Raw genomic sequence first — 14,971 nt, 5'->3', positions numbered from 1 at the left:
CTTTGATATCAAGCTTTTTAGGGAACTGAAGAGTTTACATAGAGCAGAGTATTCCTGTGTGACTTTTCTTTGTAGTTGCTTTTCGCAATCGGCAGAGGAGACGTCTAGTGAAGCAATTGTTGTATTGTTTATTGGCTGCAGTGTATGCGCCATCCGTCTGGGCAACAGATACGCCCTTAAATATGACGCAGGGAGTAACAAGAATTAGTCATGAGGTCTATCACCTCCATATGACAATATTTTATATTTGTTGCGCGATTGGGGTGGTTGTCTTTGGTATTATGTTTTATGCCATGTTCAAACATCGTAAATCCAAAGGGGCGGTTGCCGCTAATTTTCACGAAAGTACAAAAGTGGAAATTCTTTGGACTGTTATTCCCTTTTTAATCCTAATCGGAATGGCTATTCCTGCCACCAAGACTCTGATTGATATGGAGGATCCAAGTGATGCGGATCTAACCATTAAAATTACCGGGTCTCAGTGGAAATGGCATTACGATTACTTCAATGAAGGCGTTGGTTTTTATAGTGTTCTTTCTACGCCGAGAGAACAAATAGAAAATCAAGCCGCCAAGGGTGAATTTTACCTCAAAGAAGTAGATAAGCCTTTAGTGCTGCCTACCAATAAAAAGATCCGCTTTTTGGTGACCTCCGATGATGTGATTCATTCATGGTGGATGCCCGCTTTTGCCGTCAAAAAAGACGCCAACCCCGGTTTCATTAATGAGGCATGGGCACGGATCGATGAAGAAGGCACCTTTCGCGGTCAATGCGCTGAGCTATGTGGCAAAGATCATGGATTTATGCCTATCGTGGTAAAAGCTGTATCCCCAGAAGCCTTTGATACTTGGTTAACATCTCAAAAACAAGCTGTCGCTCAAGCGGCTGAAACCGCAAAAGCTTCTTTATCAAAGACGCTGACTAAAGATGAGCTGTTTGCTAAAGGTGAGCAAGTGTATATGGCACATTGTGCCGCTTGTCACCAACCTAATGGAATGGGGCTTCCTGGCGTTTTCCCACATCTTAGAGCAAGCCCTGTTGTCATTGGTCCAGTAGAGCATCACATTAGTGTCGTGAAGCACGGAGTCACTGGGACAGCGATGCAATCATTTGAGAAACAGCTGACGGCTGAAGAAATTGCTGCTGTAGTTACTTACGAGCGAAATGCTTGGGGTAATGACACTGGCGATGTGGTTCAAGCCGTTGATGTTAGTAACCAAGGACAGTAAGGGATAACGATGACAACATTAAACCCTCAAACCAATGACGACGTCACTGTCCATGATGATCATGATCATCACGAGCAACCCAAAGGCATTATGCGTTGGATTTTGACGACAAACCATAAAGATATCGGTACCTTATATTTGTGGCTAAGCTTCATTATGTTTTTGACCGGCGGTGCCATGGCAATGGTGATCCGTGCTGAGCTTTTTGAACCGGGTTTACAATTGGTTGAACCTAACTTCTTCAACCAGATGACCACGGTTCATGGTCTTATCATGGTCTTTGGCGCTGTGATGCCAGCTTTTACCGGCTTAGCAAACTGGCTTATTCCGATGATGATTGGCGCACCCGACATGGCACTGCCAAGAATGAATAACTGGAGCTTTTGGATTTTACCCTTCGCGTTTTTAATCCTCTTGAGCTCTTTATTCATGGAAGGTGGCGGCCCGAACTTCGGTTGGACATTCTACGCTCCATTATCAACTACCTACAGTGGTGATAGTACCGCCCTATTCGTATTTGCAATCCATATCATGGGGATAAGCTCCATTATGGGAGCCATCAACGTGGTAGTTACCATCGTGAATATGCGTGCACCAGGTATGACATGGATGAAGCTGCCATTGTTTGTGTGGACGTGGCTAATTACCGCTTTCTTGTTGATTGCAGTAATGCCTGTTTTGGCTGGCGCTGTCACCATGGTTCTCACTGATAAATACTTCGGAACGAGCTTTTTTGATGCTGCAGGTGGTGGCGATCCTGTCATGTTCCAGCATATTTTCTGGTTCTTCGGTCACCCTGAAGTGTACATCATGATTTTACCAGCTTTCGGTATTATCTCAGCCATTGTTCCGGCCTTCAGTCGTAAAAAACTGTTTGGTTATGCCTCAATGGTGTATGCCACATCAAGCATTGCGATTTTGTCCTTCTTAGTGTGGGCACATCACATGTTTACGACTGGTATGCCGGTGGTCGCAGAGCTCTTTTTCATGTATTGCACCATGTTGATTGCCATCCCAACTGGGGTAAAAGTATTCAATTGGATAGCCACCATGTGGCGTGGCTCACTGTCCTTTGAACCACCAATGCTGTTTGCCATTGCCTTTATCGTGCTGTTCACATTTGGGGGATTTTCTGGCTTAATGCTGGCTATCACTCCCGCGGACTTCCAATACCATGACACTTACTTTGTCGTCGCCCATTTCCATTATGTACTTGTGACAGGTGCTGTATTCTCCATTATGGCCGCCACCTATTATTGGCTGCCGAAATGGACCGGATATATGTACAGCGACACATTGGCCAAGTGGCACTTTTGGTGCTCGGTGATATCAGTGAATGTGCTGTTTTTCCCAATGCACTTTTTAGGTTTAGCAGGCATGCCGCGTCGTATTCCTGATTACAACATTCAGTTTGCCAATATTAATGAGATTGTTTCTATCGGCGGTTTTGCCTTTGGTTTATCTCAATTGATTTTCTTAGTGTTAGTGATCAAGTGCATTCGTGGTGGTGAAAAAGCGGCTGCAAAGCCGTGGGATGGTGCAGAAGGTTTAGAATGGACTATCCCAAGCCCAGCACCTTATCACTCATTCACCACACCACCGGAGATTAAGTAATATGACCGCACCCAAATCCAACAAAAAGCTGATCTACTGGTTAGCCTTCGGCTCCATTGCCATGTTCGGGTTTGGGTTTGCCCTTGTGCCTTTGTACGACGTCATGTGCAAACAACTCGGCATTAACGGCAAAACCAACACCATAGCTAAATCGTATGATCAACAGCAAGTTGTTGATAAAACTCGCACCATCAATGTGGAGTTTGTCGCGCAAACCGCACCGGGTATGTCGTGGGATTTTGGCCCCACGATAAACCAAATAAAGGTGCACCCCGGCGAGCTGGTACACACAGTATTTTTTGCTAACAATACTTCTAATACTAGGATGATTGCGCAAGCGATACCGTCAGTCTCTCCCGGGCAAGCCGCGATTTATTTTCACAAGACTGAGTGTTTTTGTTTTACCCAACAACCGCTCGAACCCAATACGAAAGCTGACTTACCTCTGGTTTTTTTCGTGGATCCAGAACTGCCTGAATCCATTACTACTTTGACACTCTCTTACACTCTCTATGACATCACAGGTAAAACCTTAGGAGCGGCATTAGAGAAAGCGCAAGGAGCAAGCTAAATGAGCACACATCAAAGTTATTATGTGCCAGCGCAAAGTGCCTGGCCCATTGTCGGCGCCATCGGATTATTTTTAATCGCCTTTGGTGCTGGACATTTTATTGCTCAACTCGATACTGACTCGAGTTGGGGTTTTTATACGTTATTAGCAGGCGTTGCGACCATTTTATATATGGTTTTCGGCTGGTTTCGCACGGTTATCAGCGAATCCATGAGCGGCTTGTATTCAGATCAGATGGACCGTTCATTCCGCCAAGGAATGAGCTGGTTTATTTTCTCTGAAGTAATGTTTTTCGGTGCGTTTTTTGGCGCATTGTTTTTCATTCGCATTTTTTCCGTTCCCTGGCTCGGCGGTGCATCAAACAATGCCATGACACATGAAGTGTTATGGCCAACATTTGAAGCCGTTTGGCCGCTAATCACCACACCTGATGGAACCAAAACTGAAGCGATGGCTTGGACAGGACTGCCACTGGCAAACACCCTCATCCTGTTAGTGTCATCCGTGACACTTCATTTTGCCCACACGAGTTTAGAAAAGAGCAAACGTACTGCGCTGAAAATATGGTTAGGTCTAACCATTGTTTTAGGTATTGTTTTCCTCTTCCTACAAGTCGAAGAATATACCCATGCCTACACCGAAATGGGGCTCACGCTGCAATCTGGTGTTTATGGCAATACCTTCTTCATGTTGACTGGCTTCCACGGAATGCACGTCACGCTGGGTACAGTCTTCTTAATCGTGTTGTTTTTCCGAGTATTAAAAGGCCACTTCACACCTGAAAACCATTTTGGATTTCAGGCAGGTAGCTGGTACTGGCATTTTGTCGACGTAGTTTGGCTATGCCTGTTTGTTTTTGTTTATATCTTGTAGTTGGATAGATAACTTTTAAAACGGCGTTGGATTTGGGTGAAGCCACCCAAATCCAATAGCCAAAATTAACGCTACAACCACTAATGCTGAGATTAACACCCTACGGCCTAAATAATGGCTCATGGGATGTTTATTATCACTTTTGACCATAATGACTAGGGCTCGACCTAAATTAAAAATGATGAAAAGCAGTAGAAGTACTAATACTAGTTTAAACAGCAGTAAGGTATCCATCGGATCTCCTCGTAATCGATTGTTTAATCGCAATGTTTTAGGTTGTCTACTTACTCTGTCTTTATTTTGTTTTTTAATCAAGCTTGGGTTTTGGCAATTAGAACGTGGCAATGAAAAACAAACCATGGAGCAACAACTGCAACTTAGACAACAACAAGCGCCCCTCAGTTACAACGAAATTCTAATCAACTCAACACAACAGTCGTTAACTGGATTTAATTTATCCGTACAAGTCAGTCCAACTGATACTCCTATCATTTTTTTAGATAATCAAACATTCAAGAACCGTGTTGGTTACCTTGCCTACCAAGTCATGCAGATCTCTGTAGACCAACCATGGTTGTTGGTTGAGTTAGGTTTTATCCCAGTAACCGCACAGCGCAGCACTTTACCAAGCTTACAACCTTTTACTCATACAGAATCATTATCTGGCCGAGTTTATCAACGACAGATCAATCCACTTAGCCATGATCTTTTTGCTGAATCAGGAAACCCTACAAGAATTCAGAATCTCAACATTCAGCAGTTATCTCACTATATTAATCACCCATTAGCACCGCTGGTGTTACAGCCTGAAACGGTGGTTTATGACCAAAACCATCAACCCCTTGGTAAGCCGTGGCAACCTCTACCGCTTTCATCGGATAAACATTTTGGTTATGCCGTGCAATGGTTTTCAATGGCTAGCGCGCTGTTATTCATTGGATTATTTGTTTTCTACACTCACCGTAAAAAAATAACAATAAAGGAGCACGGATGAACTCCCCGAAAAAGAAGAACACAAAAATATTATTTATGTTGGCTGCGGTATTTTTGATCCCCGTCATTGCCGCTAAATTAGTTCTCAATATGAACTGGTATCAAGGTGCGGCAACCAATAAGGGTGAACTGTTGCCTGAAAATCTCAGTTATCAAAATTTGTTGATGGAAAATCCCAATCCAGAGAAATGGCAACTGGTGTATTTATTACCGACTCAATGTGAGCAAAATTGCAAACAACAATTGTATCTTTTACACCAAACTTACCTCGCCCTTGGTCGTGAACAAGATCGTGTCATCCCGCTGATTGCCACGCAGCCGAACAGTGACTTAACAGCCCTTGCTGATTATCAATTTGAAACAGCAAAAGCCAGTAAAGCGCTACAACAAGAGCTGCAACAGCAACAAATCATTATTGTCGACCCAATTGGAAAGCTTGTGACCCGTTATCCGATGCAGAGCGATCAGCAACAATTATTGCTGCAAGGTAAAGCTATGATGAATGATCTTCGAAAAATGCTTAAATTATCAAGGGTTGGCTGATGAAATTAACTCACATATTAAAACTGACCATTGTCTTTGCCTTTATCGTCATTTTAATGGGGGCTTATACTCGCCTCGCTGATGCAGGTCTTGGCTGCCCCGATTGGCCCGGTTGTTATGGACACTTAAAAGTGCCTTCCCAAGCCCATGAACTTGAAAAAGTCGAAACCCATTTTCCTAACGCCGAGATAGAACCTGAAAAAGCATGGCTTGAGATGATCCATCGTTATCTTGCGGGTATTTTAGGGTTAATGGTATTAGGCATTCTCATTTATTGTTTAAGAAAACAGAATGCGCCTAAATTTTTGCCCAGTTTTATTGCCGCTTTGATAATTTTTCAGGCTTTACTGGGCATGTGGACCGTCACCATGAAATTGATGCCTGTAGTGGTCATGTCTCATTTACTCGGCGGATTTAGTTTAATTTCATTACTGTTTATTTTGTACCTACGAATTAAGCCACTCAATTTGTACGGTGGTGATGCCCATGCTCGTCAATATTCAGGACTGGCTCTAGCGGCACTGATTGTTTTAGTCCTTCAAATTATTTTAGGTGGGTGGACGTCATCAAATTATGCCGCGATGGCTTGCACCACCTTACCTTTTTGCCAAGGTGACTGGATTAACAATTTAAAAATAGCCAACGCATTTTCTCCTTTTCAAGGCGAGCATTTAAGCTTTGAATATGGGGTATTAGATTATGCGACTCGGATGACGATTCACGTCAGCCACCGAATTGGCGCAATCATCACAAGCATTTTACTTGTCATTTTAGCGGTTAAGCTATTACGTTCTCGCACGGAGTTAATCCGAAATAGCGCCATCATCATGTTACTGCTGCTTGTCGTTCAACTTACACTGGGTATCAGTAATATCGTTTACCATTTACCTCTACCAGTAGCCGTCGCCCACAATGGCGGTGCGGCCTTGTTGTTACTGTCTTTGGTTTACATTAATTTCGCCATTTGGCGCAAAGCATGAAAAGGGATTGGAACATGAATAAACCAATAGCAATGAGCTCCCAAGTCCGCTTAAACCTTTATTGGCGCGACTATTTGGAAATGACAAAACCCAAAGTGGTCGCATTAATGCTGCTGACGGTATTAGTCGGAATGTGCCTAGCACTTCCCGGCGCAATTCCACTGCAACCCATGATATTTGGTATGGCCGGTATCGGCTTAATGGCAGGATCGGCTGCCGCAATGAATCACCTTATTGATCGTCGTATTGATGGCATCATGGCACGCACCTATAATCGCCCTCTGCCTAAAGGTCGCGTTTCAGTAACCAGAGCGTTAACTTTTGCCCTAGTCATAGGCGCACTTGGGTTTATTACGCTCTATGTTCTGGTCAATCCACTAACGGCTTGGCTAACTTTTGCAAGCTTATTGGGTTATGCCGTGGTTTATACCGCTTATCTAAAACGCGCTACCTCACAAAACATTGTCATTGGTGGCTTAGCGGGTGCCATGCCACCATTATTAGGCTGGACGGCGATTACGAATGAGTTTCATGGTAATGCCTTACTTTTGGTGATTATCATCTTTACATGGACACCACCCCACTTCTGGGCACTCGCCATACACCGTGAGAAGGAGTATGCCAAAGTAGATATTCCAATGTTGCCCGTCACCCATGGTATTGAATTTACCAAAACCTGTATTTTACTTTATACCTTGTTATTGGGTTTAGCGTGCTTACTGCCTGTTATTGTCGGCATGTCAGGCCCTATTTATTTAATCGGCTCAACCGTGCTCAGCTGTATGTTCCTTTTTAAAGCTTGGCAGCTAAAATACGCTGACAAGCCAGGCCTTGCCATGCAGGTATTTAAGTTCTCAATTTATCACTTAATGGCATTGTTTATGGTCTTGCTTGTCGACCATTATTTATGGAGTTAATTGCTGTAATTGGTATAAGAGATTAATTCCTGTAATTGCTATCATATTATTTTGTGGAGTTAAGCACATGAAAAAAGTCATCACCTTGGGGTTAGCTGCGACTCTTATCGCGGGGTTAGGCGCGGCGTGGGCAATTCAATACCAAAAAAAGTCTACGCCTTTAGTTTTAACCACGAGCTTTGAATATCCCCAAAAAACACCGTTACGCGCTTTTCAACTTACTGATCAATACGGAAAGGTTTTTGATAACAGCCGCCTTCAAGGTAAATGGACATTGTTTTTTGCTGGGTATACTTCTTGCCCTGACGTTTGCCCAACAGCCATGACTAAATTAGCGGCGGCATACCCAAAATTAAAAGCAGAGGCACCGTTCCAAATTGTGTTTATTTCTGTTGATCCTAAACGAGACTCAACTAAAAAATTGCGTGACTATACGGCTTTCTTTAACAAAGAGTTCATTGCCGTAACTGGAGAGCATAAACAACTGCTGCCAATCACACGTAATTTAGGGATGGCGTATGCCATGGTCGGTGATGGGGATGATTATGTCGTTGATCATAGCGCCTCAATGACACTTGTTTCGCCTAAAGGTGAGCGTGTTGCCATCATAAAACCTTCAGGTGAAGTTGGAAAAGTGCCTCAAATAAAAAATAAAAATTTGATCGCTGACATTCATCAATTGATTAACAAGTTAGGTTGATATATTAAGCAGCCTTTGTACTGGCTGCTTATCATTTCGTTATTCACTCGGTAAGGAATATACAAGCTTATTGGGTGTATTTCTCGGCAAATAACCAATTTTGTTTACGCTCGCACGATTAAGCAGTGTTTCCCGCAACTCTTTTGGTGTTAACTGTGGATCTTCTTGTAAATATAAAACCGCCACCCCAGTGACGAAAGGTGACGCCATTGATGTGCCATTCATTATTGCCGTAGCCGTATTTGACTCACCTTTGTAAGTCGAAGTAATTTTGTAGCCCGGTGCAAAAATGTTCACACACTCTCCATAATTTGAAAAGCTTGCTCGATTGTCTTTATAAGTGGTCGCACCTACTGTAAACGCATGAACTTCTCTTCCTGGACTATACTGGCAGGCATTTTTATTATCATTACCTGCGGCGACAATCGCTTGAATACCCGCATGTACTAATGCTTTAATTGCTGCATCTTCCGCCCTTGAAGGGCTACTACCAAGGCTGAGGTTAACAACACTTGGTCTAACTCCATGTCCAGCAACCCAGTCGATGGCATGAATAATTTCAGATATACGGCCTTTTCCAGCACAATTGAGCACTTTAAGCCCGACAAGCTTCACATTCTTAGCGACACCGTAGGTTTTACTACCAATGATCCCAGCCACATGCGTACCATGCCCTTTGCAGTCAGCTTCAGACATTTCGTTATAACCACTCGCTCGTCCACCAAACTCCTCATGATTTACCGTCAAGCCTGAATCAATAATGTACGCGGTCACACCTGTACCGTCATATTGATAATCGTATTGATTATCCAGCGGTAAATCTCGTTGATCGATTCGGTCTAATCCCCAATCTACGTCTGTCTGAGTACTCCCCTCATCAAGGTCAAGGTTATCGATAACGGGCCCCACAGACACTTCTAGGTTACGCTCGACATAATCGACAATAGGGTTTTTCTTCAGCAGCGCAAGCTGAGCGTCATCGGCTTGCACCAGCAATGCTGAAATCGAACTTGAGTATTGCTCTATGACGTCAATATTTAACGCTTGCTTCAATATTTCAGATTGTTGATTGACATAATTTCGCTTATCTTTGAGCGTCACCAGCATTGGCTGAGTATCCGACTTCAACACCACAATATACTGATCATGATTGGGTGGATATAATGTTGATTGGTTTATTGCTTGCTGGCTTTCCATTGCCATCATGCTCAGTGGAAAAATACCGATTGCTCCAATGAGATAAAGGGAACTACATTTATACATGTCTTAACCTCCGATAACCGTTACTCCAAATACCATTAGAGTGGTTTAAGCGGTACAGTATTCGACATTAACAAACATGATACAAAGAGCTAAATCGACTAGATAATAACCGAAAGCGACTAAACTCGAGGTGTGTCGCTTTCAATATTTGGTTTATCAACGAAGTGTCACAAATTCCTCAGCGCCTGTAGGGTGTATCGCTACTACAGCGTCAAAATCGGCCTTGGTGGCGCCCATTTTCATCGCAACGCCAAATCCTTGTAGAATTTCATCCATGGCAAAACCAATACCATGAATACCGACAACCACTTCGTTCTCTCCAGCACAAATCAGCTTCATTTTACACGGCTGACGATGTGCCGTTACTGCAGTATACATTGATGTAAATGTAGACGAATAAACTTTAACTTTGTCTTCACCATACTGTGCTTTGGCTTCCGGCTCAGTTAATCCCATGGTGCCAATGGGTGGGTGACTGAACACAACCGTTGGGATCACGGTGTAATCCATTTTCGCATTTGTCATCCCGTTAAATAATCGCTCCGACAATAACCGCCCTGCTTTTACAGCAACAGGAGTTAACTCAACCCCACCAGCCATAATATCGCCTACACAATAAATGCCTTTGTCTGTGGTGTTTTGCTGCTCATCTGTGATGATATAACCACGCTCATTCAGTTGAACTTGAGTGTTTTCAAGTCCTATGTTAGCGGTTGCAGGTTGGCGGCCAATAGCCCAAATCAAACAATCGACCTCGTAGCTTGTGCCATTCTCCAATTTAAGCGTAATGCTGCCGTCTAAATTTTTGATGACCGACTCAGGTGTGCTATTAGTATGAAGTTGTGGTCCTTCTTCAGCCATTATATCGACTAAAGCTTGTGACAACATAGGGTCGAAATTTCGCAGTGGCGCATGTTTACGTACAAACAAATGGGTTTCACTGCCTAGTGCTTGTAATACACCAGCAAGCTCGACGGCAATATAGCCTGCACCTATCACAGCCACTCTTTTAGGTTGTTCACGCAAAGCGAAAAAACCATTTGAATCTATACCGTGCTCTGCGCCAGGAATATTCGGAATGGTAGGAGAGCCCCCTGTCGCAACTAAAATATGATCAGCCGTGTACTGCTCGCCATTGACTTCAATAGTACGGCTATCAACAAATTTTCCGAAGCCGCGTACTAATGTCACGCCATTGGCCGCTAACCCTCTGTCATAGGAACCATGAATACGCTCAATGTAAGCTTCACGACTGTCGACTAAAGTATTCCAATCGAACTTATTGACTGAAACATCGAAACCATAGTCTTTTGCATATAAGTGCAATGCTTCTGCAACCTGTGCGCCATACCACATTACTTTTTTAGGTACACAGCCCACATTGACACAAGTGCCACCCACATGTTGTGCTTCAATTAATAATACTTTTGCACCTCGCATTGCAGCACGATTCGCTGATGCAATACCACCGCTCCCTGCTCCTAAGCAGATATAGTCAAAATGTTGTGCCATTAAATTCTCCAACGTACCTAAATGTATGCATTATTTTATGCGAGACTTTATCATTCTCGCGATCAATGAAAATGCTTGATCCACATATTTATATTGATTGATATGCTTTCTGATGGCCATCATTATGCCCAATATTAAACCAATTACAGTAATTAATCTCTCACTCAGCAAGAGCTAAAGAGTTTCAGTGCAAGGCACAAGCTCGAAGTACTATATTCCCTACGGCCGCCATACAAAGCTGGCGTTCAACGCACTTCGTGCTTTTGTCGGGATAATTCAAGTGCCTGTAACGCAGTAATGGAACCCTTTAGCCTTGCTCTTCGGGAGCTTGTATGTGCTCACTTTAATTTATAAAGAATACTTCTCAAAATTGTCTTGACGTAGCAATGTAATAACGACAGTTTTGTTTGTCGATAACAACTATGTCTTCATCAATTTCGATTGCATTTTGAACACATAAGTACCTGACCATAAGTTTCTTAAGATTTTCTAGTGCCCAGCTTCAGCACTCTACGGTGTTACAACTTCGGGTACATAGCTACGGCTATGCGCCCTATATTGCGCCTTGTATAGCACTAAACCTGAACACAATAATTATCAAAGAACTTATCGACAGGTACTTACATAGCTCTGAGTTGAGCATTTAATTACTGTAATTGGTATTAATCCGAATAGCGAAGCTGTTTGTTCCCAGTTTAACAGACCGTATATACCGCTATTCTATTGTTATTTTTATTGAGAATATTCAATTATTCATGAAAGTCGAACACAGTTAATGCCTAGCAAACTTTGAACATCTGTGAGCTAAGGGTTAGAATGCCGCCAACCTTGAACTTATATCAATAACCGCATCATTAAGGAGTGTCTTTGTGGCCTCATCATCCTTTTATCAGCAGATAGCCCAACAACTTACCGACGTAAAAGCAGAAGGCTTGTACAAAAGTGAGCGTGTGATTGCATCGCCACAACAAACGGCGATATCAGTTAATCAACAACAGGTCATTAACTTCTGCGCGAACAATTACTTAGGATTGGCTAATCATCCAGAACTCGTTAATGCTGCAAAAAATGGCTTGGATAAACATGGTTTTGGGGTAGCTTCTGTCCGTTTTATTTGTGGCACACAAGACATTCATAAGCAGCTGGAACAATCCCTCAGTGAGTTCCTCGGTATGGAAGATACCATTTTGTATTCTTCATGCTTTGATGCCAATGCCGGACTTTTCGAAACTCTGCTTGATGCAAATGATGCCATTATTTCTGATGCATTAAACCATGCATCAATTATTGACGGTGTGCGCCTTTGTAAAGCCAAACGATTCCGATATGCCAATAACGATATGGTTCAACTTGAAAAACAACTGATAGCCGCAAAAGAAGCTGATTGTCGCAACATATTGATTGCCACTGATGGTGTTTTCTCGATGGACGGAGTAATCGCCAACTTACAAGGCGTTTGTGATTTAGCGGATAAACATGGCGCATTAGTTATGGTTGATGATTCTCATGCGGTTGGTTTTATTGGCGATCAAGGTCGTGGAACTCATGAATATTGTGATGTCATGGACAGAGTAGACATCATTACTGGTACCTTAGGTAAAGCCCTTGGCGGTGCCTCAGGTGGATTCACTGCAGCTAAAAAGCCTGTTATTGATTGGTTACGCCAACGCTCACGCCCTTATTTATTTTCTAATTCCCTCGCCCCTTCTATTGTCAGCGCTTCAATTCATGTGCTGGAAATGCTGAAAAATGGTGCGGATTTACGTACGCAACTTAAAGAAAATAGCCGTTATTTCCGTGAGCAAATGACCCAAGCTGGTTTTACTTTGGCTGGAGCTGATCATGCGATTATTCCAGTAATGATTGGTGATGCAAAACTCGCCAGTGATTTCTCAAACCGTTTATTGGATGAGCAAATCTACGTCATCGGTTTTTCATTCCCAGTGGTACCTAAAGGTCAAGCACGCATTCGTACTCAAATGTCTGCGGCTCACACCAAAGCCCAACTTGATAAAGCCATTGAAGCCTTCACTCGCATAGCTAAAGGAATGGGCATCATCTAAACAGTAAATGAAGCTTCAGGGTATTATCCCTGAAGCTTAGGACATTGATTTATGAAAGCACTTAGTAAGTTAAAGCCTGAAACCGGTATTTGGATGGTCGATGCACCAAAACCAGAAATGGGTTACAACGATATATTAATCAAGATAAACAAAACGGCCATTTGCGGCACCGACATCCATATTTACAATTGGGATGATTGGGCACAAGCAACCGTTCCAACACCTATGGTCGTCGGTCATGAATATGTCGGTAAAGTGGTAGCGATTGGAGATGGTGTTAAGGGCTTTAATATTGGTGATCGGGTATCTGGCGAAGGCCACATTACTTGTGGTCATTGCCGAAATTGCCGAGGTGGAAGAACTCACTTATGCCGTAATACCACTGGCGTTGGTGTCGATCGTGAAGGTGCATTTGCAGAATATTTAGTTATCCCAGCGTTTAATGCCTTTAAAATCCCTGATGATGTGAGTGATGATTTAGCCGCTATTTTTGACCCATTTGGCAATGCAGTGCATACCGCACTGTCATTCGATCTAGTGGGGGAAGACGTACTAATTACTGGTGCAGGTCCTATTGGTATCATGGCTGCTGCGGTGTGTAAACACGTTGGCGCTCGCCATGTTGTTATTACCGACATCAATGAACATCGGTTAGCACTCGCTCGCAAAATGGGTGCCACTCGCGCTGTCAATGTAGCCACAGAAAATTTAAAAGAGGTAATGGCAGACCTTGGCATGACAGAAGGTTTTGATATTGGCCTAGAAATGTCAGGTGTTCCTTCTGCATTCAATAGTATGCTTAATACCATGAACCACGGTGGCCGCATTGCAATGCTCGGTATTCCACCAGAAAACATGGGTATTGATTGGAGTAAAGTGATCTTTAAAGGTCTTGTCATCAAAGGGATTTATGGTCGTGAAATGTTTGAAACTTGGTATAAGATGGCCAGCTTGATCCAATCGGGTTTAGATTTAACACCAATTATTACGCATCATTTTCCAATCGATGATTTCCAGCAAGGTTTTGATGTCATGCGTTCAGGACAATCAGGTAAAGTCATCCTCAATTGGGATTAACCTTGTTTCCGCCACGTTATACCAATTACAGTAATTAAATGCTCAACTCTGAGCTTTGTATGTGCTCAAAGTGCAATCGAAACTGAAACCCTTTAGCTCTTGCTGAGTGAGAGATTAATTACTGTAATTGGTATTACTCAACTTAATGAAAAGTACCATAGCTGCAAATGGAATTAATAGTATATGCCTCAAGTTACTCACATAAATGCCGCGCAACTCTTTGAACTAAAACAACAAAACCCTGACTCTCAATTAGTTGATATTCGCGATGCCGAAAGTTATGCCGCAGGACACACGCTAGATGCCCAACGGCTGCACAATGAAAATATTGCCCAATTCATAGCTGAAGCCGATCTTGATGCGCCATTGGTAGTCATCTGTTATCACGGGATAAGTAGTGTCAGTGCTGGACAGTATTTGATCGAACAAGGTTTTGAAGAGGTATACAGCTTAGAAGGCGGTTATCAAGCTTGGGCTCAACTCTTGAGCAGTTGATATTTAATCATCCTAATTAAATCGGTTGGGAGCGTTCATCCTAGAAACATCTGTTGGCTGCGTTCTCAAGCGTAGAAAAAATGGCTGATAGTTAGGCGTAGCTTGCAGCAAGTAGTTATTCTACTTGCAAAAGTTACAACG

14 protein-coding genes and 1 pseudogene are annotated in these 14,971 nt (G+C 42.9%); 12 read left to right on the top strand and 3 right to left on the bottom strand.

The features are described from left to right. Window positions 1-107: 107 nt before the first annotated feature. The 4 genes and pseudogenes from coxB to E2I05_RS00190 form a co-directional block, all read left to right on the top strand. Window positions 108-1,214, top strand: a pseudogene (gene coxB, locus E2I05_RS00205) (cytochrome c oxidase subunit II); the annotation flags it as partial. Window positions 1,215-1,238: 24 nt separating this feature from the next. Beyond that, window positions 1,239-2,843 carry a cytochrome c oxidase subunit I gene (gene ctaD / locus E2I05_RS00200; RefSeq protein ID WP_121853106.1) on the top strand — a complete coding sequence of 535 codons (1,605 nt, stop codon included), beginning with the start codon at window positions 1,239-1,241 and terminating at the stop codon, window positions 2,841-2,843. A 1-nt stretch (window position 2,844) separates the two neighbouring features. After that, window positions 2,845-3,414 (top strand): cytochrome c oxidase assembly protein, encoded by a 570-nt coding sequence (locus E2I05_RS00195; RefSeq protein ID WP_121853107.1) that lies wholly within the window; start codon window positions 2,845-2,847, stop codon window positions 3,412-3,414. Next, a complete protein-coding gene (locus E2I05_RS00190) occupies window positions 3,415-4,287 on the top strand; it encodes a cytochrome c oxidase subunit 3 (RefSeq protein ID WP_121853108.1) in 873 nt (290 codons plus the stop codon). Window positions 4,288-4,302: 15 nt separating this feature from the next. On the opposite strand, the gene E2I05_RS00185 is transcribed toward E2I05_RS00190, so the two are convergent. After that, window positions 4,303-4,521: a DUF2909 domain-containing protein gene (locus E2I05_RS00185; protein ID WP_121853109.1), complete on the bottom strand. Its 219-nt coding sequence runs from the start codon at window positions 4,519-4,521 to the stop codon at window positions 4,303-4,305. Between E2I05_RS00185 and E2I05_RS00180 the strand changes: the two genes are divergently transcribed. From E2I05_RS00180 to E2I05_RS00160, 5 genes are all read left to right on the top strand, one after another. Beyond that, on the top strand, window positions 4,439-5,281 hold the full coding sequence (locus tag E2I05_RS00180) for an SURF1 family protein (protein WP_244935408.1): 843 nt from the start codon (window positions 4,439-4,441) through the stop codon (window positions 5,279-5,281). The two genes, E2I05_RS00185 and E2I05_RS00180, sit on opposite strands and share 83 nt — an antisense overlap. Next, the gene (locus E2I05_RS00175; protein ID WP_121853111.1) at window positions 5,278-5,823 is read left to right on the top strand and encodes a hypothetical protein; all 546 of its coding nucleotides are present in this window, start codon (window positions 5,278-5,280) and stop codon (window positions 5,821-5,823) included. The genes E2I05_RS00180 and E2I05_RS00175 overlap by 4 nt, the downstream gene beginning before the upstream one ends. Further along, window positions 5,823-6,803, top strand: a complete 981-nt coding sequence (locus E2I05_RS00170) for a COX15/CtaA family protein (RefSeq protein WP_121853112.1) — start codon at window positions 5,823-5,825, stop codon at window positions 6,801-6,803. The genes E2I05_RS00175 and E2I05_RS00170 overlap by 1 nt, the downstream gene beginning before the upstream one ends. 14 nt (window positions 6,804-6,817) lie before the next feature. Next, window positions 6,818-7,720 carry a heme o synthase gene (gene cyoE, locus E2I05_RS00165; protein ID WP_121853133.1) on the top strand — a complete coding sequence of 301 codons (903 nt, stop codon included), beginning with the start codon at window positions 6,818-6,820 and terminating at the stop codon, window positions 7,718-7,720. A 67-nt stretch (window positions 7,721-7,787) separates the two neighbouring features. Further along, the gene (locus E2I05_RS00160; protein ID WP_121853113.1) at window positions 7,788-8,420 is read left to right on the top strand and encodes an SCO family protein; all 633 of its coding nucleotides are present in this window, start codon (window positions 7,788-7,790) and stop codon (window positions 8,418-8,420) included. 39 nt (window positions 8,421-8,459) lie between these two features. On the opposite strand, the gene E2I05_RS00155 is transcribed toward E2I05_RS00160, so the two are convergent. Together E2I05_RS00155 and gorA are read right to left on the bottom strand one after the other, a co-directional pair. Beyond that, window positions 8,460-9,683: a S8 family peptidase gene (locus E2I05_RS00155; protein WP_121853114.1), complete on the bottom strand. Its 1,224-nt coding sequence runs from the start codon at window positions 9,681-9,683 to the stop codon at window positions 8,460-8,462. A gap of 156 nt (window positions 9,684-9,839) precedes the next feature. Next, window positions 9,840-11,195: a glutathione-disulfide reductase gene (gorA, locus tag E2I05_RS00150; protein ID WP_121853115.1), complete on the bottom strand. Its 1,356-nt coding sequence runs from the start codon at window positions 11,193-11,195 to the stop codon at window positions 9,840-9,842. A gap of 869 nt (window positions 11,196-12,064) precedes the next feature. On the opposite strand from gorA, the gene E2I05_RS00145 reads away from it, so the two are divergent. The 3 genes from E2I05_RS00145 to glpE all read left to right on the top strand — a co-directional run bounded on the left by E2I05_RS00145 (window position 12,065) and on the right by glpE (window position 14,830). Further along, complete coding sequence (locus E2I05_RS00145; RefSeq protein ID WP_121853116.1) at window positions 12,065-13,258, top strand: glycine C-acetyltransferase; 1,194 nt, start codon at window positions 12,065-12,067, stop codon at window positions 13,256-13,258. Window positions 13,259-13,309: 51 nt separating this feature from the next. Continuing rightward, the gene (gene tdh / locus E2I05_RS00140) at window positions 13,310-14,335 is read left to right on the top strand and encodes an L-threonine 3-dehydrogenase (protein ID WP_121853117.1); all 1,026 of its coding nucleotides are present in this window, start codon (window positions 13,310-13,312) and stop codon (window positions 14,333-14,335) included. 183 nt (window positions 14,336-14,518) lie between these two features. Next, window positions 14,519-14,830: a thiosulfate sulfurtransferase GlpE gene (glpE, locus tag E2I05_RS00135; RefSeq protein WP_121853118.1), complete on the top strand. Its 312-nt coding sequence runs from the start codon at window positions 14,519-14,521 to the stop codon at window positions 14,828-14,830. Window positions 14,831-14,971 lie beyond the last annotated feature (141 nt).

It is taken from the genome of Parashewanella spongiae (genome assembly GCF_004358345.1).
GTDB classification, from domain to species: domain Bacteria; phylum Pseudomonadota; class Gammaproteobacteria; order Enterobacterales; family Shewanellaceae; genus Parashewanella; species Parashewanella spongiae.
The sequence above is the reverse complement of the archived record's forward strand: the minus strand, read 5'-3'. Positions and strand labels throughout refer to the sequence as shown.